The organism is Janthinobacterium sp. GL_088, from assembly GCF_057837845.1.
Genome location: NZ_CM174453.1, coordinates 5,099,264 through 5,122,407, shown reverse-complemented (window position 1 = coordinate 5,122,407; position 23,144 = coordinate 5,099,264). Strand labels below are relative to the sequence as shown.

The following is a 23,144-nucleotide window of genomic DNA, read 5'->3' as shown; positions in this document are numbered from 1 at the left end:
AACGCGCGTGACGATCTTCGATTACCTGGTGCTGTTCGTGCTGGTGACGTCCGTGCTGATCAGCATGATGCGCGGCCTGGTCAAGGAAATACTGTCATTGGTCAGCTGGATCGTGGCTTTCGTCATTGCCAACGCCTATGGCGCCACCCTGGCGAAATTCCTGCCGGAAGCCGTGCCGGGCGAGGCCATCCGCCTGCTGCTGGCCTTCGTGGTGCTGTTCATCGGTGTGCGCATTTTGATGGGATTGCTGTCCATGACGGTCGACGCGCTGGTCAAGGTGACGGGCCTGAGCCTGGCCGACCGCACCCTGGGGAGCCTGTTCGGCGTGGCGCGGGGCCTTGTGATCGTGCTGACCGCCGTCATCTTGTGTGGCATGACGTCCATACCGCAGCAGCCCTTCTGGAAAAACGCGCAGCTCAGCCCGCTCGCGGAGCAGGGCGCGCGCGCCATCAAGCCTTATCTGCCTGCCGCTTACGCGCAGCATGTGAAATTTTGAATTTTGAATTTTTTTAAAATCAGTAGCACAGTTTAGGAGCACACCATGTGTGGCATCGTCGGCGTCGTTTCCCATCAACCTGTCAATCAATTGCTCTATGATGCATTGTTGCTCCTGCAACATCGCGGTCAGGACGCGGCAGGGATTGCGACCAATCACAGCAGTATGTTTTCCATGCACAAAGCCAATGGCCTCGTGCGTGACGTCTTCCGTACGCGCAACATGCGTTCGCTGCAAGGCACGACGGGCATCGGCCATTGCCGCTACCCGACAGCCGGTTCGTCGAGCGAAGAGGAAGCACAACCGTTCTATGTGAATGCGCCGTTCGGCATCACCCTGGCGCACAATGGCAACCTGACCAACTGGGAACAGTTGAAGCTGGAAATGTTCAAGAACGACCGCCGCCACATCAACACCGATTCCGATTCGGAAGTGCTGCTCAACGTGCTGGCGCATGAAATCCAGGAAGCGACGACGGGTCTGAACCTCGATCCGGAAGCCATCTTCAAGGCCGTTACCGTGCTGAACCGCCGCGTCAAGGGTGGCTACGCTGCGGTCGCGCAAATCGCCGGCGTGGGCTTGCTGGCCTTCCGCGACCCGCACGGCATCCGTCCGCTGTGCCTGGGCATCAATGAAACGGAGCAAGGTCCCGAATACCTGATCGCTTCCGAATCCGTGGCACTGGAAGGCATGGGCTTCCGCTTCGTGCGCGACATCGGTCCCGGCGAAGCCGTGTTTATCGATGCCGATAAGAAATTGCACAGCGCTCAATGCGCCGACAATGCCAGCCTGAACCCGTGCGTGTTCGAATTCGTCTACCTGGCCCGTCCCGACTCCGTCATCGACGGCGCCTCCGTGTACGCCACGCGTCTGAAAATGGGCGAGTACCTGGCCGAGAAGATCCGTGCCGAATTGCCAGGCGTGCATATCGACGTGGTCATGCCGATTCCCGATTCCTCGCGTCCGGCCGCCATCCAGCTGGCCATGGCGCTGAACATCGAGTACCGCGAAGGCTTCATCAAGAACCGCTACATCGGCCGCACCTTCATCATGCCGGGCCAGGCGGCGCGCAAGAAATCCGTGCGCCAGAAGCTCAACGCCATCCCGTCCGAGTTCAAGGATAAAGTGGTGCTGCTGGTCGACGATTCCATCGTGCGCGGCACCACCAGCCGTGAAATCGTGCAGATGGCGCGCGAAGCGGGCGCGACGAAGGTCATCTTCGCCTCGGCCGCGCCTCCGGTGATTTACCCGAACGTGTACGGCATCGACATGCCGACGCGCGACGAACTGATCGCCTATGGTCGCACGACGGAAGAAGTGTGCCGCGAAATCACGGCCGATTACCTGGTCTACCAGGATATCGGCGCGCTGAAGCAGGCGATCGCCGACGTCAATCCGGCCCTGACCAACTTCGAAGCATCGTGCTTCGATGGCGTCTACGTGACGGGCGACGTGTCGCAGGAATACCTGGATCGCCTGGAGTATGCACGCCACCATCCGAAGGCGGCAGCGCCCGAAGATACGCCGCGTTCCCAGCTGAACCTGAACCTGGCGACGACAGAAGCATAAGTACCTGCCCGGCCGATGCCGGGCTTTTTTTTCTTTGCGATCATGAACGATAAAAAAAACTACGGCTTTACCACCACCATCCTGCATAACGACCGCCGCAAGGGCATCGAGCACGGCTCCCTGCACAAGCCCGTGCACACTTCCGTTGCTTTTGGTTACGCCGATGCGCGCCAGCTCGCTTCCGTGTTCCAGGGCAAGGAGCCGGGTTTCCGCTACGGCCGCCAGGGCAATCCGACCGTCTCCGCGCTGGAAGACAAGGTCAACAAGATGGAGGACGGCGTGGCGACCCTGTGCTTCGCCACCGGCATGGGCGCCATCGGCGCCGTGGTGCAATCCTTGCTGCGCGCCGGTGATCACGTCGTGTCGTCGGCCTTTTTGTTCGGCAACACCAACAGCCTGTGGCAAACGGTGACGGGGCAGGGCATCGCCGTGTCCTTCGTCGACGCCACCGACGTGGCCAACGTGGCGGCCGCCATCACGCCGTCCACGCGCATCGTGTTTGTCGAAACCATCGCCAATCCGCGCACGCAGATCGCCGACCTGGCAAAGATCGGTGACTTGTGCCGTGAGAAGGGTATTTTGTACATCGTCGACAACACCATGACGACGCCATACCTGTTCCGTCCGAAAGCGGTGGGCGCGGGCCTGGTCGTCAATGCGCTGACGAAATCGATTGGCGGTCACGGCAATGCGCTGGGCGGCAGCTTGACGGACACGGGCGTGTTCGACTGGACGCTGTATCCGAACATCTTTGAGAATTATAAAAAGGCGGCACCGGCACAATGGGGCATTGCGCAAATCCGCGCGAAGGCCTTGCGCGATTTCGGCGCCTCGCTGGGCCCGGAAGCGGCGCACCACATCGCCGTCGGCGCGGAAACCATGGCCTTGCGCATGGATCGCACCTGCTCGAACGCCCTGGCGCTGGCCACCATGCTTGCCGCCGATCCGCGCGTAGCGGCCGTGCATTACCCGGGCTTGGCGTCGCACCCGCAGCACGCGCTGGCGACGGATTTGTTCCGCAGCTATGGCTCGCTGTTCAGCTTTGAGCTGAAAGATGGCATCGACTGCTTCGATTTCCTCAATCGTCTCAATCTTGCTATTCCAGCGAGCAACCTCGGCGACACGCGCACCTTGGTGATTCCCGTCGCCCATACGATTTTCTACGAGATGGGCGCCGAGCGCCGCGCCAGCATGGGCATCGCCGAATCGCTGATACGCGTGTCGGTGGGTATCGAAGATGAAGCAGACTTATTGGAAGATTTCAGTAACGCCCTGGATGCATAAGCAGCCGCGCATGTAAAAAGGGCCGCGACAGTCATGCTGTCGCGGCCCTTTTTTTACGCTGAAAGCTTAATGCCAGCTGCGCATCAGTCCGACGGCGAGGCCTTCCAGCGCAAACTCGTCTTCCGGCGACACGGTGATCACCTTGAAGTCGGGGTTTTCCGGCAGCAGTTCGATGACGGAGCCCGTCTTCTTGTAGCGCTTGACGGTGACTTCGTCGCCGATGCGGGCGACGACGATCTGCCCGTTCTTGGCGCTGTCGACTTTTTTCACGGCCAGCAAATCGCCATCCATGATGCCGGCGTCGCGCATGGACCAGCCGCGCACCTTCAGCAGGAAGTCGGGCTTGGCCGAAAACAGGGCCGGGTCGACGTTATAGCTCGCTTCCAGGTTTTCCTGCGCCAGGATGGGCGAGCCTGCAGCCACCCGGCCGATCAGGGGCAGCGACATCAGCAGGGCCGCCGGCACTTTCGACGGCGCCGCTTCGGCGGCCGCGCCGATCAGGCGGATGCCGCGCGAGGTGCCGGGCGAAATCTCGATCGCGCCCTTGCGGGCCAGGGCCTGCAAATGCTCTTCGGCCGCATTGGCCGATTTGAAACCCAGTTCATTGGCGATTTCCGCACGGGTGGGAGGAAAGCCCGTGTTTTCAATCGCGTCCTTGATCAGGTTCAGGATTTGTTCTTGTCGTGCTGTCAGCTTGATCATGAGCGGTGGGTGCATACTAAAATGCTGTCTATATGAACAGTCTGTATTTTTGTACAGTATCGCCCACTATGCAAGGGGATTTCCGTGTTTTCGGCGAATTTTGCAAGAAATACTTGCCCATGGGCCGAAAGCACGCTGGCGCACGGGCTTTTCGGGTGCTGGTGGAAGGAATGATTGAAACGTTTGCAAAAGGCGGTTATAATCTTCGGCTGACCTTCCCACACCCGTCTTGACGCCGGGGTGGGCGATTATCAATCCGACCTGAAGGAGTTTGCATGCGTCATTATGAAATAGTCTTTATCGTCCATCCGGACCAAAGCGAGCAAGTGCCCGCGATGATCGAACGCTACAAAGCCAGCGTAACCACCCGCGGCGGTTCGGTTCACCGCGTGGAAGATTGGGGCCGCCGTCAAATGGCTTACTCGATCCAAAAGCTGCCTAAAGCACACTACATCTGCCTGAACATCGAATGCGACAACGAGACCCTGGTCGAGTTGGAAACAGCATTCAAATTCAATGATGCCGTGTTGCGTCACCTGACCGTTAAAATGAAGAAAGCTGAAACAGCTCCTTCGCCGATGATGAAATCGGTACAACGCGAAGACGCGGCCAAAAGCCACCGCACCGAAGCACCAGCAGCCGCTCCAGCCGCAGCAGCAGCTTAATTCTTGACCAGGATCGTGCGCTGAACCAGCTACAAGTCACCGCCATCATTGCCGAGCGCGAAATATTGCGCTATACCCCGGCAGGGCTGCCGATTGTGAATGCAGTATTGCAACACAGTTCGCAGCAGATGGAAGCAGGGATTGCCCGTTTGACCGAGTTTGATGTTGCCGCGCTAGCCGCTGGCGAAATCTCAGGCCGGTTCAGTCAGGCAAGCTTGGGCGGGGTATATCAGTTCACGGGTTTCCTGGCCAGGAAGAGCCGCAACAGCAAGAGTTTGGTGTTTCACATCATTGATTTTAGTGCAGTCAATTTTGACTAGCGCATTTTAGATACAGGAGCCTGACATGGCATTCGGTAAAAAGTTCGACAAAAATAAGCTCAAGCTTAAAGAAAAACGCAAACAGCAAAACCCGTTGTTCAAACGCAAGAAGTTCTGCCGCTTCACCGCAGCTCACGTTGAGCAAGTCGACTACAAAGACGTCGACACGCTGAAAGACTTCGTCCAAGAAAACGGCAAGATCATGCCAGCACGCCTGACCGGTACCAAAGCGCACTACCAGCGCCAAGTTGACACCGCAATCAAGCGCGCTCGCTTCCTCGCGCTGCTGCCATACACCGATCTGCACCACGCTTAATCGGTCAGATATTCCTGGAGAAGAACTATGCAAATCATTCTGTTAGAAAAAGTTGTTAACGTCGGTAACCTCGGCGAAGTCGTCAAAGTCAAAGACGGTTACGCACGTAACTTCCTGATCCCGCAACGCCTGGCACGTCGTGCTACGGCAACCGCTGTGGCTGAATTCGAAGTCAAGCGCGCCGAACTGGAAAAAGCTGCTGCTGCCAAACTGGCCGCATCGCAAGCCCAGGGCGAAAAACTGAGCGGTCTGACCGTTCAAGTTGCTCAAAAAGCTGGTGTTGATGGCCGTCTGTTCGGTTCCGTCACCAACTTCGACATCGCTGAAGCGCTGACCAAGCAAGGTTTTGCTGTTGAAAAAGCACAAATCCGCATGCCTACCGGCCCGCTGAAGATCGTTGGCGAGCACAACGTTTCGGTTGCTCTGCACACCGACGTGGTTGTGGAAGTTGTTATCGCTGTCGTTCCAGACGCGAACGCGTAATCGTCTGCGGGCCTGGCCCGCAGGCATTGCCGCACTATGAAAAGCCGGGTTCGCCCGGCTTTTTTGTGGCCTTTTTTTCGCTCAATTTCAGCCCTTTATTTTTGCCAGCACGCCGAAGCGGGTATAATTCGCGCCATGAACGCCCCCTCTGATCCGCAACTGGATTCCCTCCGTATTCCGCCGCATTCGATCGAAGCAGAACAATCCGTTATCGGTGGTCTGCTGCGCGACAATGCCGCATATGACCGCATCGCCGACTTCATGCATGCGGAGGATTTCTATCGCTATGACCATCGCATCATCTTCGAGCAAATCGTCAAGATGGTTAACGCTTCCAAGCCCGCCGATGTCATTACTGTTTTTGAAACCCTGACCCAGCTCGGCAAGGCCGATGATGTGGGCGGACTCGCTTACCTGAACGCCATGGCGCAAAACACGCCATCGGCCGCGAACATCCGGCGTTACGCCGAGATCGTGCGCGACCGCGGCGTGCTGCGCAAACTCATCACCGTCGCCGACGATATCTCCGGCACGGCCTTCAGCCCGCAAGGCAAGGAAGTCAAGCAAATGCTTGACGAGGCCGAATCGAAGATTTTCGCCATCGCGGAAGAAGGCGCGCGCGGCGCCCAGGGCTGGACCGCCATCCAGCCCCTGCTGACGCAGGTGGTCGAGCGCATCGACGAACTGTACAGCCGCGACAACCAGAGTGAAATCACGGGCGTGCCCACCGGTTTCATCGACCTCGACCGCATGACCTCCGGTCTGCAGCCGGGCGACCTGGTGATCGTGGCGGGCCGTCCTTCGATGGGCAAGACGGCGTTTTCCGTCAACATCGGCGAAAACGTGGCCATCGACAGCGGCTTGCCCGTGGCCGTGTTCTCGATGGAGATGGGTGGCGCCCAGCTGGCCATGCGTATGCTCGGCTCCGTCGGACAGCTCGACCAGCACCGCCTGCGCACGGGCCGCCTGAACGACGAAGACTGGCCGCGCCTGACGAATGCGATCCAGAAGATGAACGACGCGCAGTTGTACATCGATGAAACGCCGGCGCTCAATTCCATCGAATTGCGCGCCCGCTCGCGCCGTTTGTCGCGTCAATGCGGCAAGCTGGGCCTGATCATCGTCGATTACTTGCAGCTGATGTCGGCCAATACGCCGGGCGACAATCGCGCCACGGAGATTTCCGAGATTTCACGGGGCTTGAAAGGCCTGGCGAAAGAACTCGGTTGCCCCGTGATCGCGCTGTCCCAGCTGAACCGCTCGCTGGAGCAACGCCCGAACAAACGTCCCGTCATGTCCGACTTGCGCGAATCGGGCGCTATTGAGCAGGATGCGGACGTGATCCTGTTCATTTACCGTGACGAGGTGTATAACCCCGACTCGCCAGACAAGGGAACGGCCGAAATCATCATCGGTAAACAACGTAACGGTCCAATCGGCAGCATCCGCCTTACCTTCATGGGGCAGTACACCAAATTTGGCAATTACAGTGGTGGCCTGGCGCTTTACCAAGGCGACTAAGACTCAGCAGCACTGGCAATTCCATCGGCCGCCCCCGATAACGGGGCGGCTTTCTGTAGTAAATAACACGACTCAATGCTTAACGGAGAATGACATGTTTGGACGCTTGATGCCCACTGAGGGCAAGTTTTTTGAATTGTTTAACCAGCACGCGGAACTGTGCGTCAAGGGCGCCAAAGAGATGCTCGGCCTGATGACCAATTTCGACGACCTGGAAAACCGCGTGCATGCGATCGAAAGCATCGAGAAACAGGCGGACAAAGTCACCTACGCCACCGTGGAAATGCTGCACAAGACCTTCATCACGCCGATCGACCGCGACGACATCCATCAGCTGATCACGCGTCAGGACGACATCCTCGACCTGCTGGAAGATGCGGCGCAAACCGTCTCGCTGTACGACCTGAAAGCCGTCACGCCGGAAGCCAAGCGCCTGGCCGAACTGGTGCTGGCCTGTACCGAAAAAGTGCGCGACGCCGTCGCCATGCTGCACAACATGGACAACTCGCGCAAGATCGTCGCCATTTGCGAAGAGATCGACCGCCTGGAATCGGACGCCGACCACGTGATGCGCGCCGCCATGTCCAAGCTGTTCCGCGATGAGCCGGACGTGCGCAACCTGATCAAGCTGAAAGCGATCTACGAAATTCTGGAAACCGTGACCGACCGTTGCGAAGATGTGTCCAATATTATCGAAGGCATCATCGTCGAAAACGCGTAAGCGTTGGGCCTGTCCTGAACCAGAATCAGAAAAGAAACTACAATGACCATACAAATCAGCATCTACGTGCTAGGCCTGTTGATCGTCCTCGCGCTGCTGTTTGACTTCATGAACGGCTTCCACGATGCCGCCAACGCGATCGCCACGGTGGTCTCGACGGGCGTATTGAAACCGCAAACCGCGGTTGCCATGGCCGCCACGTTCAACTTCGTCGCCATCTTCGTGTTCCACCAGCTGACCGTGGCCGCCACGGTGGGAAAGGGAACCATCGATCCGGCTGTGATCGACCAGTACGTGATCTTCGGCGCGCTGATGGGCGCCATCTTCTGGAATTTGTTTACCTGGTACTACGGCATTCCCTCGTCGTCCTCGCACGCGCTGATCGGCGGCTTGGTAGGCGCCGCTGTCGCGAAGTCCGGCACGGGCGCGCTGGTCGCGGCCGGCCTGTGGAAAACCGTGGCCTTCATCGTCATCGCACCGGTACTGGGCTTTGTCTTCGGCTCGATCATGATGCTGCTGGTGTCGTGGATATTCGTGCGTTCGACGCCGCGCAAGGTCGACAAGTGGTTCCGCCGTTTGCAACTGGTATCGGCGGCGGCCTACAGCCTGGGCCACGGCGGCAACGATGCGCAAAAAACCATCGGCATCATCTGGATGCTGCTGATCGCCGCCGGTTATTCCAGCGCGGCCGATGCCATGCCGCCGATGTGGGTCATCATTTCGTGCTACACGGCCATCAGCTTCGGTACCCTGTTCGGTGGCTGGCGCATCGTCAAGACCATGGGCCAGAAGATCACCAAGCTCAAACCGGTGGGCGGCTTCTGCGCCGAAACGGGCGGCGCGATCACCCTGTTCGTCTCGACGGCGCTGGGCATTCCCGTGTCGACCACGCACACCATCACTGGCGCCATCGTCGGCGTCGGCTCGTCGCAAAAAATGTCGGCCGTGCGCTGGGGTGTGGCGGGCAATATCGTCTGGGCCTGGATCTTCACGATTCCTGCCTCCGCTTTCGTGGCAGCAGTCGCGTGGTGGATTGGCCACCACATCATGTGATGGATAGCCAACGCCAGTAAAAAGGGAGCCTTGCGGCTCCCTTTTTTTATGCACCGGCCAGTTCCACCGTCAGTCCCTCGTAGGCAAGGAACACCTGCAGTCCGGCCAGGCGGCTCGCATAGCGGCCCATTACGTCGGCAAACACGGCTTCGAGCTGCTCGTCGCTGCGGGTCGGTTCGTGGTGGGTGCAGTACAGGCGCCGCGCGCCGCAGCGCAGGGCCAGGTCGAAGGCGGCGTCGAAGGTGCCGTGGCCCCAGCCCTGCTTGCCCGGGTATTCCTCGCGCGTGTACGAGCAATCCATGATCAGAGCGTCGACGCCGGCGACGACCGCATCGATGCCGGCCTGGCGCTGCGCATTGCGCGCCGCGCAGGCCGCATGCTCGGCGTGGCCGGGCGGATGCAGGTTGTAGAACGGTTCATGGTCGCCGCTGAAAAACAGCGCGGTGCCGCCGCAGTCGATGCGGTAGCCGAGGTTGACGACCGGGTGGTTCATTTCCGCGCCGCACACGCGCGCGCCGCCCACTTCGACGGCTTCGCCTGGCGCCAGGGTGCGGTACTCGATGCTGGCCGCCATGGCCGCTTCGCTGACGGGGAAATAGCTGCTTTGCAGCTGCACCGCCATCACGTGTTCGATGCCGCGTCCGGCGGCCGCATCGTGGGCGCCGTGCAGGCGCATGCGGTTGCCGGCCACGAACAGGGGCGAAAACATGGGCAGGCCGTGGATGTGGTCCCAGTGGCTGTGCGTAATGAAGACGTGCGCGTCGACGGGCTCGCCCGGCGGCAGTTGCTGTGCCAGCGAAAAGATGCCGCTGCCCGCATCGAGGATGATCAGGCTATCGTTGTCGGTGCGTACTTCGATGCACGTGGTGTTGCCGCCATAGCGCGCCGTGCGCGGGCCGGGAGAGGGGATGGAGCCGCGCACGCCCCTGAACGTGAATTTCATTCAGTACCTTGTTACGGTGTAATTATTGTTGATTCTATTCTAATTAATAAGATTGGCGGCAACATTTATGCGTGTTGCGATACGGCAAGTTATTTCATTTTGTTGTAACTAAGTAATGTACAGTGCGCAGGGGGGCCGTTACACTGGCGCTTGCCGACTTCCCCTTTTTTGCTTGCCCATTACCTGATTGCCGCCAACATGCCTCAGTTGCACCCTGAGAAAATCGCCCACAGACTGGAGCAATTGACCGAACTCAGTGTCGCGCTCGGCCATGGCCTGGGCGGCGAGGGACACGATATCGGCGCCTTGTTGCAGCGCATCGTGCTGCTGGCAAAAAGCATGAGCGGCGCCGATGGCGCGACCCTGTACCGGCCCGTGGCCGAGGGCCGTCAGCTGGCGTTCGACATCAGCGTCAACGATAGCCTGGGCATCGCGCAGGGCGCCGACATGGGCTTGCCGGGCGTGCCCCTTTTCGACGCTGCCGGCCAGCCGAACCTGGCATCGGTGGCCGCGTATGCGGCGAACCTGCGCCGCAGCGTGAATATCGCCGACGTCTACCGCGACGAGGGCTTCAATTTTTCCGGCATGCGCGAGTTTGACCGCCACCACGGCTACCACACGCAATCGATCCTGACGGTGCCCATGAGCGACCACGAGGGCGACCTGATCGGCGTGCTGCAACTGGTCAATGCCAAGGATGGCGAGACGGGCCAGGTGCGCGCCTTTTCCTCGACCGACCAGCGCTTCATCGAGGCGCTGGCCGCGCAGGCGGGCGTGGCGCTGACGAATCAATTGCTCATTTCGCAGCTGGAAGAGCTGCTCGAGTCCCTGGTCACCCTGATCAATATCGGCATCGATGAAAAGTCGCCCTACACGGGACGGCACTGCCAGTTCGTGCCCGAGCTGACGATGCTGCTGGCCGACGCCGCGCATGCGACGGACAGCGGACCGCTGGCCGATTTCCGGCTCAGCGACAACGAGCGCAAGCAGCTGTGGCTGGCCGGGCTGCTGCACGATTGCGGCAAGATCACCACGCCCGTGCACGTGGTCGACAAGGCCACCAAGCTGGAAACGATCTTTGACCGCATCGCCCTGATCGATACGCGCTACGAAGTGCTGCTGCGCGACGCCGAGATTGCGGCCTTGCGCCAGCAGGCGGCGCAGCCGCAGCAAACAGACGCCATCGCCCGCGAGCTGGAACAGGAGCAAACGGCGCTGCGCGAAGAGCGCGACTTCATCCGCACGGTGAACGTCGGCGGCGAAAGCATGGCGCAGGCGGACCAGGAAAGAGTGCGGCAGATCGCCAGGCGCCGCTGGCGCGCGGCGGACGGCGAGCTGCGCGATTTCCTCGACGCCGACGAGACGGAAAACCTGACCATCCGCGCCGGCACCCTGACGGCTGCCGAGCGGGCCATCGTCAACAACCATATCAGCGTGTCGATCCGCATGCTCGAAGCGCTGCCGTGGCCCAAGCACCTGCAAAAGGTGCCGGAATATGCGGGCGGCCACCACGAGCGCATGGATGGCAAGGGCTATCCGCGCGGGCTGACGAAAGAGCAGATGTCGGTGCCGGCGCGGCTGATGGCCATCGCCGACATTTTCGAGGCGCTGACGGCGCGCGACCGGCCGTACAAGAAGGGCAAGTCGCTGTCGGAATCGCTGCGCATCCTCGGCAATTTCAGCCTGAACGGGCATATCGACCCGGAGCTGTTCGACGTTTTCATCCGCAGCAAAGTCTATCTGACCTTCGCTGAAAAGCACATGCATCCGAGCCAGATCGATGCTGTCGACGAGGCGGCCATTCCGGGCTATACCCCTTGAAGCTGTCGCCGGCCTGGCGCAAGCACGGGGCGCGCTGCTTGCTGGGCGTGCTCCTGAGCGTGGGCGCGGCCGTCCTGTGCCTGGCCGGGAATGAGAATATTGCCCGCCTCGACGCCATGCTGGGCGACTGGCGCATGCGTGCCGAGACGCCGCAGCTCGACCGCCGCATCGTCATCGTCGACATCGACGAGCAAAGCCTGGCCCGGGTGGGCCGTTTTCCCTGGAGCCGCGACATCCAGGCGCGCCTGGTGCGTCAGCTCACCGGCCATTACGGCGTGGCCGCACTGGGCTTTGACATTGCCTTCCCCGAAGCGGACACCAGTTCCGGCTATGCCGTGCTGCAAGGTCTGGCGCGCGGCGAACTGGCGGGCGTGGTGGGCTTGCCGGCGCAGCTGGAAAAACTGCGCCCGGCCATGGATTACGATGGCCTCTTCGCCGAAGCCATGCGCGGCCAGCCCGTGGTGCTCGGCTACAGCGTGTCGGAGCAGCAAAGGAAGGGCGTGCTGCCCAAGCCCGCCTTCACCGTCGCCGACCTGAATGGCCGCATGGTGACGGCTTACGTGGCGCGCGGCTACGAAGCCAATATCGCGCCCCTGCAGGCGGCCGCGCAAGGCGCCGGCATCTTCACGGCGCTGACCGATGCCGACGGCGTCGTGCGTTCCTCGACCCTGTTGCAGCGCATCGGCGACGGCTATTACCCTTCGCTGTCGCTGGCCACCGTGGCCGTCTACCTGCAGACGCGCGCCATCGCCCCCCGTTTCACGGGCACGGCCGATACCCTGTCGGCGCGCGAACTGGCCAATGGCGGCCTCGAACACATCATGCTGTTTACGCCGCGCGGCGCGCTGGCGATCCCCGTGGGCGAAGCCTTGACCACCACGGTGCAGTACCGCGGCGAGGGCGGCCCCGATGGCGGCGCCTTCCGCTATGTGTCGGCGTCCGACGTGCTGGCCGGCACGGTGCCGCCCGCGCTGCTGAAGGGCGCCCTCGTGCTGGTGGGCACCACGGCGCCCGGCTTGAACGATATCCGCGCCACGCCCGTGAATGCCGAATATCCGGGGGTGGAGGTGCACGCCAACCTGATCAAGTCCATGCTCGACGGGCGCTTCAAGGCGCGGCCCGACTATGCGCTGGCATTGGAACTGGTGCAGATCGTGCTGTTTGGCCTGTTGCTGGCGGGCGCCTTGGCCGTGCTGCCGCCGGCCGGCGTGATGCTGGCCACCGTGGGTGCGCTGGCGGCCGCCATCGGCATCAACCTGTACCTGTACGCCGCGCACGACCTGGTGCTGGGCGGTGCCGTGCTGCTGTTGCTGATCCTTGCGCTGTTCATCGCCAACCTGGCGTGGGGCTACTTTTTCGAGGTGCGCAAGGGACGCGCACTGGTGGCGCGCTTCGGCGAATACGTGGCGCCCGAACTGGTGGCCGAGATGGCCGACGATCCGCAGCGCTACACGATGGAGGGCGAGAACCGCGAACTGACGGTGCTGTTTGCCGACGTGCGCGGTTTCACGGCCATTTCCGAGCAGCTGGCGCCGGCCGCGCTGCGCGAATACATCAATACCTACCTGACGGCGATGTCGGAAGATATCCGTGACAGCCATGGCGGCACCCTGGACAAATACATCGGCGACGCCGTGATGGCGTTCTGGGGCGCGCCCGTCGCCTTTGGCGATCACGCCAGCCGTGCCGTGGCCAGCGCCCTGCTGATGCAGGGCAGCGCGGCGCGGCTGAATCAGCAGTTCTGCGCGCGCGGCTGGCCGGTGCTGCGCATCGGCATCGGCCTCAATACGGGACCCATGCATGTGGGCGACATGGGCTCGCGCATCCGCCGCGCCTATACGGTCATGGGCGACAGCGTCAACCTGGCCGCGCGCCTGGAAGGCGCCAGCAAGCTGTATGGCGTGGGTATCGTGGTGGGCGAGGCCACGCGCGCCGCCGCCCCGGATTTCCTGTACCGAGAACTCGATCGCATACGCGTGCTGGGCAAGCAGGAAGCGGTGGCCATCTTCGAGCCGCGCTGCCTGCTGGCCGGTGCCGCTGCCGCCGAACTGGCGCAGCTCGAGCGCTGGCACGCGGTGCTGGCCCGTCTGCGCGCGCGCGACTGGGTGGCGGCCGGCGCGCAGCTGGCCCGTTTGCAGGCGGAGTTTCCTGACGACGGCTTGTACCGGCTGTACGCGGCGCGCCTGGAACAGTACCGCAACGCGCCACCGCCTGCCGACTGGGATGGCGTGACGGAATTACACAGCAAGTAAGACTGTCAGCGCATCAGAAAATGCAAGCGATTGCGGCATTTTTATCATGCTGCGCGCATGGTTTGTTGCGCTGCGATGAAAATCGCGGAGAAATGTTAGAAATTTCTGACTGGAAACTAAAAGCCGTCTAAAATTTGTCTTCAATCCATTGCCGGACATGCAGGCGCCTGCGGGCCGCGCGCTTGTCCGGTTACACAAGAAATCCTTCACATGACATATCGTTTGGTGCACCTGCTTGCGGGTTCCGCGCTGCTGTTCGCCGTCGGCGCCGCCGGCGCTGCCGTTTCCATGGATGAAGCTGCTCCTGCCGCGCAGGAAGACGGCGTGCCGCGCTTCGAGATCCGCCGCTTCGACGTCCAGGGCAATACCCTGCTCACGTCAGCGCAGGTGCAAACCCTGCTGGCGCCTTTTACAGGAGCGCAGCGCGATTTTTCCGACATCGCGCGTGCCGTCGAGGCGCTGGAAGCGGCCTACCGCGAGCGCGGTTACAGCGCCGTGCAGGTGCAACTGCCCGAACAGGAACTGGAGCATGGCGTGGTGCGCCTGAGCGTGCTGCAAACGCCGCTGGGCAAGTTCGCCATCAGTGGCAACGCCTACGTCGACGAGGCCAACGTGCGGCGCGCCTTGCCGTCCTTGCGCGAAGGCGAGACGCCGAACTTGCCGGCCTTGTCGCAAAGCCTGAAGCTGGCCAATGAAAACCCCGCGCGCAAGATCGAAGTGCGCCTGCAGGCCGACGAGCCGGCCGGCGCCATCGACGCCATCGTCACGGTGGCCGATGAAAAGCCGTGGAAAGCCATGCTCAACGTGGACAATACGGGCAATGCGCAAACGGGCAAGACGCACGTCGGCGTGGTGCTGCAGCATGCCAATCTGTTCGGCCTCGATCATGTAGCCAGCCTGCAATACACGAGCAGCCTGGAAAAGCCGGACAAGGTGGGCGTGTATGGCGCCGGCTACCACTTGCCGTTGTATGCGCTGGGCGACTCGATGGATTTTTTCGCCAGCTATTCGAACGTCGATTCGGGCAGCGTCTCGGCCGGCATTTTCGACCTGGCCGTCAGCGGCCAGGGCAGCATGGCCGGCATCCGCTACAACCAGAACTTTCCCCGCAGCGGCGATTTCGAGCCCAAGCTCGTGTACGGCGTCGACTACAAGGCTTACCGCAACAGCGTGCAGCTGTTCGGCATGGAGCTGGGCGCCGACGTCACCGTGCACCCGCTCAGCGTCAGCTACATTGGCAACTGGACCTTGCCCACGGGCGAGACCAGCGTGGCGGTCACGTTCGCGCACAATATCCCTGGCGGCAAGCATGGCGCGCAAGCCGATTTTGACCGGGTGCGCGCGCACGCCAAGGCGGCCTACAACACCTTGCGCCTGAGCGCCAGCTCGGGGCGCGTGCTGGCCGGCGACTGGCAATGGCGCGCGCTCGTCAATGCGCAAGTCACGCCGGATGCGCTGGTGCCGGGCGAGCAGTTCGGTGCCGGCGGCGCAGCGTCCGTGCGCGGCTTTGCCGAGCGCGAGGTATCGAACGATTCGGGCATCAACCTGAACCTGGAACTGTACACGCCGAACTGGTGCGGCCAGGCACTCGGCTACCAATGCCGCGCGCTGGCTTTCTATGACACGGCATGGCTGCGCCGCAACCATGCGCTGCCTGGCGAAAGCGCGTCGCAAGGGATCAGCAGCGGCGGCCTCGGCCTGCGTTTACTGCTGAGCCGCTATGCCAATCTGCAACTCGATTACGCCCATGTCGTCAATGGCGGCGACACGGGACAGCGGGGCGCCAACCGCCTGCATTTCCGCCTCGCCTTGGCCTACTAGCATCAGGATGAACACCATGCACAACCACGTTCAACACGCCTCCGTTTTCATCCTGACGCCACCGTTTGCACCACCCTTGCGCCGCACGGCGCTGGCGCTGCTGCTGGCCGGCTGTTTCGGCGCGGCGCAGGCCAATCCCGCCTTGCCGCAGGTGGTCAACGGACAGGCGACGTTCAACCAGCAGGGCAACATCTTCTCGATCACGAACACGCCCAACACCATCATCAACTGGCAGAGCTTTTCCATCCATGCGGGCGAAATCACGCGCTTCATCCAGCAAAACGGCAATAGCGCCGTACTCAACCGCATCACGGGACAAGACCCCAGCAAGATCCTCGGCGCGCTCGAATCGAACGGCAAGGTCTTCCTGATCAACCCGAACGGCATCGTCTTCGGCCAGGGCGCGCGCGTCGATGTGAACGGGCTGGTGGCGTCCAGCCTGGGCATGACGAACGAGGATTTCCTGGCCGGCAAGCGCCAGTTCACGGCCGGCAGCGTGGCCGGCGGCGTCAGCAATGCGGGCACCATCAACGCTGGCAAGGGCGGGCAAGTGCTGCTGATCGCGCCGAACGTGGAAAACACGGGCATCATCACGGCGCCAAATGGCGAAGTGATCCTGGCGGCCGGGCGCAGCGTGCAGCTGGCCGACCCCGGCAATCCGCAATTGCGCGTGCTCGTTTCGGCACCGACCGACCAGGCGCTGAACCTGGGCCAGATCATCGCCCAGGGCGGCAGCATCGGCATGGCCGGCGCGCTGGTCAGCCAGCGCGGCGTGCTCAACGCGAATAGCGCCGTCGTCGGCGAGAACGGCAGGATCGTTCTGAAGGCCAGCGGCAAGGCGCTGCTCGAAGCGGGCAGCGTCACCAGCGCCACGGGCGCGGTGGGCAAGGGCGGCGACATCCAGGTGCTGGGCGAACAGGTGGGCTTGCTGGGCAATGCGACCATCGACGCCAGCGGCGGCACGGGCGGCGGCACGGTCTTGCTGGGCGGCGACTACCAGGGCAAGAACGCGGCCGTGCAGAATGCGCGGCAAGTGCTTGTCGGCAAGGACGCCAGCGTCAAGGCCGACGCGATCAACAGCGGCAACGGTGGCAAGGTCATCGCCTGGGGTGATGACTCGGCGCAGGTGCACGGCAGCATCTCCGCGCGTGGCGGCGCGCAAGGCGGCGACGGCGGCTTCGTGGAAACCTCCGGCCATTCCCTGGCCGTCGACGGCATCCGCATCGATACCAGCGCCCGCTCCAGCAGAGGCAAGCGCGGTATCTGGCTGCTTGACCCATTCGATATCGATGTGGTGCAGGGCAGTGGCGGCAGCCTCGATGATGTAGACCAGTTCCTGGAGGGGCCGCCCGCCAGCAGCACCAGCATCGGTGCCGATACCATCTCCAACGCCAGCAGCAATGTGATCTTGCAGGCCCAGCACCGTATCAATTTCAGCGCTGCCGTCAACATGGTGCATGCCGACATCGGCCTGAGCGCCACGGCTGGCGAGACGATCAATGTGTACGCGCCCATCACCACCAATGGCGGTAACGTGACCCTGTCGGCGAACGACGCCAGCAGCGGCGGCGCATACGGCCCCGGGTCGAACGTCATCCTGAACGCGGCGATCACGACGAATGGCGGCAGCGTGTCCCTGTCCGGCGCCAGCGTGGTGGGTGCGGGCGTGGTCAGTGTCGGCAATGGCAACCTGTTCCTGCGTGCCAACCATGCGGGCGGCGAAATTAACCTGACGGGCGGCGGCGCGCGGCTGGTCGGCAGTGGCATCGCCAACCAGAGCGTGACCCTGCAGGCGGACAGTATCACGCTCGGCGGCACCTTGAATTTCGGCGGTAGCGCCGCAGGCGCCAACGTGACGCTCAAGCCCCTGAGCAGTTCGCGCATCATCGACCTGGGCAGCAAATCCGGTGGCGCCCTGGGCCTGACGGCAGACGAGCTCGCTGGCATCTCGGCCGCGTCGCTGACCATCGGCGACGGCACGAATACGGGTGGCATGCGGATTTCGGATGCGCTCGCCAGGACCGGTGATCTGCACCTCAATTCAGGTTCCGCCATCACGGCCACGGGCGCCGTGACGGTGGATGGCAGCTTTGTACTCGACGGCGGCAGCTGGGTGCAAAACGGGGCGGTCCTGCCAGGATTCAGCGCCAGAAGCTTTGCCATCGGCAGCGGCGCCAGTTTCCTGCGCGCGGCCGGCGGCGACGGCGGTTCGTCCTCGCCTTATCTGATCGCCGATATCTACGGCTTGCAAGGCATCGCCAGCCTTGGGCTTGGCAACAGCTATCGCCTGGCCGGCAATATCGACGCCAGCGGCACCGCGAATTGGAACGCTGGCCAGGGCTTTATGCCGATCGCCGGCGGCGGCAGCGGTTTTTCCGGCGTCTTCGATGGCGGCGGATTTACTCTCAGCAATTTGAAAATCGATCGCAGCCTGGCCTCCGGTTCGGCGGCAGGTCTGTTTGGCACCGTGCAGGGCGGCACCTTGCGCAACCTGACCCTGAGCGGCGGCAGCGTCACCGGCACGGCCAACGTGGGCGCGCTGGCGGGCGAGGTCGTCAGCGGCGTCATCGATGGCGTGAACAGCAGCATGGCCGTCAGCGGCCAGCGCAATGTCGGCGGCCTGGTGGGCAGCAATGGCGGCGTCATCACCTTGTCCGCCAGCAGCGGCGCCGTCACAGGCATCAATGCCGATGGCGGCGGCGCCGTCGGCGGCCTGGCGGGATTGAATGCGTCCGGCGCCCGTATCGCGACTTCGTACGCCACTGGCGTGGTGACGGGCGCGCGCGAAATGATCGGCGGCCTGGTCGGCAATAACCAAGGCGCGCTGAGCCAGTCTTATGCCACCGGCAATGTCACTGGCGCGCGCAGCATCGGCGGCCTGGTGGGCCTGAACGGCGGCAGCATCGACGATGCGTATGCCCGCGGCGCCGTGGGCCGGGCGGGCGTTGCCGATCCCATCCTGGCCAGGGAAAACATGGGCGGGCTGGTCGGTGAAAGCACGGGCAGCGTCAGCCATGTCTTCAGCAGCGGCGCCGTGACTGGCGACGGCTATGCGGCCGTGGGCGCGGTAGTCGGCCGCGTGTCCGCGGGTTCTCCGTTCAGCTATGGTTTTTTCAATTCTGAAACGTCGCTGGTGCAGACCGATCCAGGCGGCTCCAGCGGCCGCAGCACTGCGCAGATGCAGCAGCAGGGCAGCTTCAACGACTACGATTTCAGCAGCGTGTGGCGCATCTACGAAGGCTACACGACGCCGATGCTGAAGGCTTTCCTGAAGCCGCTGCAAGTGAATCTTTCTGGCAATGCCGCGGGCAAGGTCTACGATGGCCAGCTGGCCGCCTTCCTCGGTGCAATCGGCTATGTGGGATTGATTGATGGCGATGCCGGCGTGAATGGCAGTCTCGGTTACGGCAGCAACGCGCGCAATGTGGGCAGCTATGCGGCGACGGGCCTGTGGTCGACCAAATACGACATCACGATGGGTGGCACGACGACCTTCGCCATCACGCCGCGCGCGCTGACGGTGAGCCTCGGTGGCAATGGCAAGATATATGACGGCACCCTGGGTTACGACGGCGTCAACTTTGTGCTGGGCAATGTGGTGGCGGGCGACAACATCAGCATCAGCGGCAGCGCCGCCTTCCTTGACAAGAATGCGGGCGGCAGCAAGGCCGTGCACGCCAGCGGCCTGGCCCTGGGCGGCAATGAACTGGGCAACTACAGCCTGGCCGCGACGACGGTGGACGGCACGGCGGCCATCACGGCACGCATTCTGAACTATGGCGTCACGGGCGCGCAAAGCCGCGTCTACGATGGCACCTTGCAGGCGGCCCTGAATGGCTACTTCGAAGGCCTGGTGACGGGCGACCAGGTCGGCATGGCCGGCTTGCTGGGCAGCTTCCGCGACAAGCATGTCGGCACCGGCAAAGTGGTCGATTACCAGGTGGCGACCGGTCACCTGACGGGCGCCGATGCGGGCAACTATGTGCTCAATGGAAATGCGGGCAGCACGACGGCCGACATCACGGCGCGTACTCTGAACGTGAGTTTCAATGGCATCAACAAGACCTATGACGGCACGACGGGCGCGCAAGTGAGCTTTGGCGACGACCGTATCCAGGGCGACGCCTTGAACGTGAGCGGCAGCGCGGCCTTTGGCAACAAGAACGCGGGTGCCGGCAAGGCGGTCACGGTGACGAACGTGGCGCTGGGCGGCGACGACGCGGGCAACTACGTGCTGAGCAGCAATGCAGGCAGCACGACGGCCGATATCACGGCACGTTCCCTGAACGTGAGTGTTAACGGCATCAACAAGACATATGACGGCACGACGGGCGCGCAAGTGAGCTTTGGCGACGACCGTATCCAGGGCGACGCCTTGAACGTGAGCGGCAGCGCGGCCTTTGGCAACAAGAACGCGGGTGCCGGCAAGGCTGTCACGGTGACGAATGTGGCGCTGGGCGGCGACGACGCGGGTAACTATGTGCTGGGCAGCAATGCGGGCAGCACCACGGCCGATATCGCGGCGCGCGCGCTGAACCTGTCCGGCGTGGCGGGCAACAAGGTCTACGATGGCACGACGGGCACGCAGCTGAACCTGGGTGATGACCGCATTGCCGGCGACAATTTGACGGCCTCGGCAGTGGCCAATTTTGCGGACAAGAACGTGGGCGTAGGCAAGGCCGTGCAGCTCAGTGGCGCGGCGCTGACGGGCGCCGATGCGGGCAATTACTTTATCGTCCTGCCAACTGGCTTGCTGGCCAGTATCACGCCCGCCAGCCTGACCCTGGCGGGCCTGAGCGCCGTCGGCAAGGTGTATGACGGCACGACTTCCGCTACCGTCAGCGCCACGGCGAACGGCGTGCTGGGCCTGGATGTGGTCAGCGTGGTTGGCGGCAGCGGCAGCTTCGCCGACAAGAATGCGGGTGCCAACAAGCTGGTGACCGCCAGCGGCTTCCGCCTGGCGGGCGCCGATGCGGGCAATTACACCCTGGAAATGTCGGGCGGCACGGCGCAGGCAACGATTGCGCAAAAACAATTGTCGACCTGGGTCGGCAGCGGCAACGGCTTGTGGGGCGATGCGGCCAACTGGGACGGCGGCGTGGTGCCGGAAGGCGCGAACGTGCTGGCTGTCGACTTTAGCAACAGCAAGGGCGTCGTCACCTACAGCGCGGCGGCCGGCAACACCGTCCTGAAAAACCTGAACTCGGCGACGGGCTTGCTGTTGACGGGCGGCAGCCTGACCCTCGGTGAAAGCGCGCTGGACCGCTCCGTGCTGGGCGGTCTGGCTGGCCTGGAAATCAACGGCGGCAGCTTGCTGCTGAATGGCAGCCTATCGGCGGAGCGCTATGCGCAAGGCGGCGGCATGCTGAGCGGCAACGGTAACTTGCTTGTCGCCAACAGTTTTAATCAGACTGCCGGTGCCATCCGGCTGGCGGGTCAGCTGGCCATTACGCAAGCGGCTGGCGATTTGCGCTTCGCCAGCGTGGCGGCGAGCGAAGTACGCTTGAGCGCCCTGAACGGCGCCATAGTCCAGGACGGTGCCTTGCTCGCCAGCAGCCTGGCTGCGCAGGCGCGCGACGGCATCGTGCTGGACCATGCGGGCAACCAGGTAAGCAGTTTTACCGCCAGCAATAGTGCGGGAGGCGGGATTACGCTGAACAATACCTCGGCGCCGGGCACATTGACTCTGGGAGCGCTGACCACGGGCGCGGGCAATATCGCCATCGACAACACGGGCGGCATCAATGCTGGCAACATCAATGCGAATGGCGGCAACGTCAGCGTGACGGCGCACAGCCCCGTCACCGTCAACGGCAAGATCGCGGGCAATGACATCACTTTCAATGCCAGCACGGACGTGCTGCTGGGCGATGGCGCGCAGCTGACAGCGGCGCGCGACATCAGCCTGGTGGCTGGCGGCGATATCCGCGTCGAAGGCAATGCCAAGCTCGTCGGCGCTGGTAATTTTACCGCCAGCGCGGAAGGCTATGTGCGCTTTGCGGACTCGGCAAGCTTCGTCTTGCCGGCGGCGGGCAGCATGAGCGTGCTGGCGAAAACGGGCAACATCACGGGTGACTCGGGCGTGCGCATCAACCGCCAGCGTGCCAACGTCAGCTTGCTGGCGCCGAACGGCACGGTGAGCATGGCGGACGCCATCTTCCTGCCAGCGACCACCATCGACAAGCCCGTGATCGACGCCGCCACGAGCGCGGCCATCGACGATGCCTTGCGCATCATCAAGCAGGCTGATCGTGCCAACGATACGCTCGCGTCCACGCCGGCAGCCAAGCCGGACGACAAGAAGAAGGAGAGCAAGGATGTTGCCGATGCCACAGATAAATCCACAGGATACAAATTTGATGACCCTACTAAAAAAATGTACTGCAATTAAGGCCTTGCTGTGGCTGGCCCTGATGTGCCTGGGCGCGCACGCCTGGGCCGGGCAAGTGGCCGGCACGGTGATGCAATTGAGCGGCCCACTGATGGCCAAGAAAGTGGACGGCAAGGTGAAAATCCTGGCCATCAGGTCCGAGGTCGAGCAGGGCGACACCTTGCTGACGGAAAAGGACACGTATGCCTTGATCAAGCTGATCGACAATAGCGAAATCACCCTGAAGCCGAATACCAGTTTCGTGATCGAGCAATTCAGCTACACGGCCGAGCAGCCCGACGGCGACCACGCCATCTTCAGTTTGCTCAAGGGAGGCTTGCGTTCCGTCACGGGCCTGCTGGGCAAGCGCAACAAGGAGCGCTTCGAAATGAAGACGCCGGCTGCCACCATCGGCATCCGCGGCACGACGTTTATTGCCAGCTATGTCGCTCCCTCGGCAATGCCGCTGCCAACGGCGGCGCCATCGGCAGGACAAGGGCTGGCTCCCGGCCTGTATGTGCATGTGCTTGACGGCCTGATTCAGGTGAGCAATCCGGCTGGCGCGCAAAGCTTTGCCCCGGGCCAGTTTGGCTTTACGCCCAACTTCAGGCAGCCGCCTGTGTTGTTGCCCGTCAATCCAGGCCTGCAGTTCACGCTGCCGCCGGCCTTTGTACCGTCGCCATCGAGTGGGGGCGCCCCTGCCACGCCCGGCAAACCTGCTGCCATCGACTGCGTGGTGCGCTAGGTTTTCAAACAAGCCCTGCACACCGTGCAAATAGGGCTTGACCTTCCCATCATGGGATAGCA

General features: G+C 62.6%; 17 protein-coding genes. 15 read left to right on the top strand and 2 right to left on the bottom strand.

The annotated features are described in order from the left end of the window. Positions 1–7 precede the first annotated feature (7 nt). The 3 genes from AC3IQ7_RS22820 to AC3IQ7_RS22810 are packed head-to-tail and all read left to right on the top strand — an operon-like array spanning position 8 to position 3,349. Complete coding sequence (locus AC3IQ7_RS22820) at positions 8–496, top strand: CvpA family protein (RefSeq protein WP_077407525.1); 489 nt, start codon at positions 8–10, stop codon at positions 494–496. A gap of 45 nt (positions 497–541) precedes the next feature. Continuing rightward, positions 542–2,065 carry an amidophosphoribosyltransferase gene (gene purF / locus AC3IQ7_RS22815; RefSeq protein ID WP_034750508.1) on the top strand — a complete coding sequence of 508 codons (1,524 nt, stop codon included), beginning with the start codon at positions 542–544 and terminating at the stop codon, positions 2,063–2,065. A gap of 42 nt (positions 2,066–2,107) precedes the next feature. Then, positions 2,108–3,349, top strand: a complete 1,242-nt coding sequence (locus AC3IQ7_RS22810; protein ID WP_489207394.1) for a cystathionine gamma-synthase family protein — start codon at positions 2,108–2,110, stop codon at positions 3,347–3,349. A 66-nt stretch (positions 3,350–3,415) separates the two neighbouring features. Here AC3IQ7_RS22810 and lexA read toward each other — a convergent pair whose 3' ends face one another. Next, positions 3,416–4,051, bottom strand: a complete 636-nt coding sequence (lexA, locus tag AC3IQ7_RS22805; protein ID WP_035821024.1) for a transcriptional repressor LexA — start codon at positions 4,049–4,051, stop codon at positions 3,416–3,418. A gap of 275 nt (positions 4,052–4,326) precedes the next feature. Between lexA and rpsF the strand changes: the two genes are divergently transcribed. From rpsF to AC3IQ7_RS22770, 7 genes are all read left to right on the top strand, one after another. After that, a complete protein-coding gene (rpsF, locus tag AC3IQ7_RS22800) occupies positions 4,327–4,716 on the top strand; it encodes a 30S ribosomal protein S6 (protein ID WP_034750499.1) in 390 nt (129 codons plus the stop codon). A 20-nt stretch (positions 4,717–4,736) separates the two neighbouring features. Continuing rightward, on the top strand, positions 4,737–5,036 hold the full coding sequence (gene priB / locus AC3IQ7_RS22795; protein WP_099379153.1) for a primosomal replication protein N: 300 nt from the start codon (positions 4,737–4,739) through the stop codon (positions 5,034–5,036). Between the two features lie 25 nt (positions 5,037–5,061). Further along, the gene (gene rpsR, locus AC3IQ7_RS22790; RefSeq protein WP_010400024.1) at positions 5,062–5,352 is read left to right on the top strand and encodes a 30S ribosomal protein S18; all 291 of its coding nucleotides are present in this window, start codon (positions 5,062–5,064) and stop codon (positions 5,350–5,352) included. 27 nt (positions 5,353–5,379) lie between these two features. Then, positions 5,380–5,835, top strand: coding sequence for a 50S ribosomal protein L9 (gene rplI / locus AC3IQ7_RS22785; RefSeq protein WP_034783456.1), 456 nt, complete (start codon positions 5,380–5,382; stop codon positions 5,833–5,835). A gap of 135 nt (positions 5,836–5,970) precedes the next feature. Continuing rightward, on the top strand, positions 5,971–7,356 hold the full coding sequence (locus AC3IQ7_RS22780) for a replicative DNA helicase (RefSeq protein ID WP_034750488.1): 1,386 nt from the start codon (positions 5,971–5,973) through the stop codon (positions 7,354–7,356). A 94-nt stretch (positions 7,357–7,450) separates the two neighbouring features. Further along, positions 7,451–8,077: a DUF47 domain-containing protein gene (locus tag AC3IQ7_RS22775; protein ID WP_010400015.1), complete on the top strand. Its 627-nt coding sequence runs from the start codon at positions 7,451–7,453 to the stop codon at positions 8,075–8,077. A gap of 42 nt (positions 8,078–8,119) precedes the next feature. Beyond that, positions 8,120–9,130 (top strand): inorganic phosphate transporter, encoded by a 1,011-nt coding sequence (locus tag AC3IQ7_RS22770; RefSeq protein ID WP_034783457.1) that lies wholly within the window; start codon positions 8,120–8,122, stop codon positions 9,128–9,130. Positions 9,131–9,176: 46 nt separating this feature from the next. Here the strand turns inward: AC3IQ7_RS22770 and AC3IQ7_RS22765 are convergent, their stop codons facing one another. Beyond that, the gene (locus AC3IQ7_RS22765; RefSeq protein WP_099379154.1) at positions 9,177–10,073 is read right to left on the bottom strand and encodes an MBL fold metallo-hydrolase; all 897 of its coding nucleotides are present in this window, start codon (positions 10,071–10,073) and stop codon (positions 9,177–9,179) included. Between the two features lie 198 nt (positions 10,074–10,271). On the opposite strand from AC3IQ7_RS22765, the gene AC3IQ7_RS22760 reads away from it, so the two are divergent. The 5 genes from AC3IQ7_RS22760 to AC3IQ7_RS22740 all read left to right on the top strand — a co-directional run bounded on the left by AC3IQ7_RS22760 (position 10,272) and on the right by AC3IQ7_RS22740 (position 23,082). Continuing rightward, positions 10,272–11,894 carry a GAF and HD-GYP domain-containing protein gene (locus AC3IQ7_RS22760; RefSeq protein ID WP_489207393.1) on the top strand — a complete coding sequence of 541 codons (1,623 nt, stop codon included), beginning with the start codon at positions 10,272–10,274 and terminating at the stop codon, positions 11,892–11,894. Then, complete coding sequence (locus AC3IQ7_RS22755) at positions 11,891–14,146, top strand: CHASE2 domain-containing protein (RefSeq protein ID WP_489207392.1); 2,256 nt, start codon at positions 11,891–11,893, stop codon at positions 14,144–14,146. Before AC3IQ7_RS22760 ends, AC3IQ7_RS22755 begins: the two co-directional genes overlap by 4 nt. A gap of 210 nt (positions 14,147–14,356) precedes the next feature. Beyond that, entirely contained in the window at positions 14,357–15,967 is a 1,611-nt protein-coding gene (locus AC3IQ7_RS22750; protein WP_489207391.1) for a ShlB/FhaC/HecB family hemolysin secretion/activation protein, read from the top strand. A 16-nt stretch (positions 15,968–15,983) separates the two neighbouring features. Beyond that, the gene (locus AC3IQ7_RS22745; RefSeq protein WP_489207390.1) at positions 15,984–22,358 is read left to right on the top strand and encodes a YDG domain-containing protein; all 6,375 of its coding nucleotides are present in this window, start codon (positions 15,984–15,986) and stop codon (positions 22,356–22,358) included. Continuing rightward, on the top strand, positions 22,327–23,082 hold the full coding sequence (locus AC3IQ7_RS22740) for a FecR family protein (RefSeq protein ID WP_489207389.1): 756 nt from the start codon (positions 22,327–22,329) through the stop codon (positions 23,080–23,082). Before AC3IQ7_RS22745 ends, AC3IQ7_RS22740 begins: the two co-directional genes overlap by 32 nt. Positions 23,083–23,144 lie beyond the last annotated feature (62 nt).

Excerpts from the sequence above, each read along its gene's own strand:
- lexA (WP_035821024.1), bottom strand. The coding sequence starts at position 4,051 with ATGATCAAGCTGACAGCACGACAAGAACAAATCCTGAACCTGATCAAG.
- AC3IQ7_RS22775 (WP_010400015.1), top strand. The coding sequence starts at position 7,451 with ATGTTTGGACGCTTGATGCCCACTGAGGGCAAGTTTTTTGAATTGTTT.
- AC3IQ7_RS22810 (WP_489207394.1), top strand. The coding sequence starts at position 2,108 with ATGAACGATAAAAAAAACTACGGCTTTACCACCACCATCCTGCATAAC.
- AC3IQ7_RS22760 (WP_489207393.1), top strand. The coding sequence starts at position 10,272 with ATGCCTCAGTTGCACCCTGAGAAAATCGCCCACAGACTGGAGCAATTG.
- AC3IQ7_RS22770 (WP_034783457.1), top strand. The coding sequence starts at position 8,120 with ATGACCATACAAATCAGCATCTACGTGCTAGGCCTGTTGATCGTCCTC.
- AC3IQ7_RS22750 (WP_489207391.1), top strand. The coding sequence starts at position 14,357 with ATGACATATCGTTTGGTGCACCTGCTTGCGGGTTCCGCGCTGCTGTTC.
- rpsF (WP_034750499.1), top strand. The coding sequence starts at position 4,327 with ATGCGTCATTATGAAATAGTCTTTATCGTCCATCCGGACCAAAGCGAG.
- purF (WP_034750508.1), top strand. The coding sequence starts at position 542 with ATGTGTGGCATCGTCGGCGTCGTTTCCCATCAACCTGTCAATCAATTG.
- AC3IQ7_RS22745 (WP_489207390.1), top strand. The coding sequence starts at position 15,984 with ATGCACAACCACGTTCAACACGCCTCCGTTTTCATCCTGACGCCACCG.
- rplI (WP_034783456.1), top strand. The coding sequence starts at position 5,380 with ATGCAAATCATTCTGTTAGAAAAAGTTGTTAACGTCGGTAACCTCGGC.
- AC3IQ7_RS22740 (WP_489207389.1), top strand. The coding sequence starts at position 22,327 with ATGACCCTACTAAAAAAATGTACTGCAATTAAGGCCTTGCTGTGGCTG.
- AC3IQ7_RS22765 (WP_099379154.1), bottom strand. The coding sequence starts at position 10,073 with ATGAAATTCACGTTCAGGGGCGTGCGCGGCTCCATCCCCTCTCCCGGC.
- rpsR (WP_010400024.1), top strand. The coding sequence starts at position 5,062 with ATGGCATTCGGTAAAAAGTTCGACAAAAATAAGCTCAAGCTTAAAGAA.
- AC3IQ7_RS22780 (WP_034750488.1), top strand. The coding sequence starts at position 5,971 with ATGAACGCCCCCTCTGATCCGCAACTGGATTCCCTCCGTATTCCGCCG.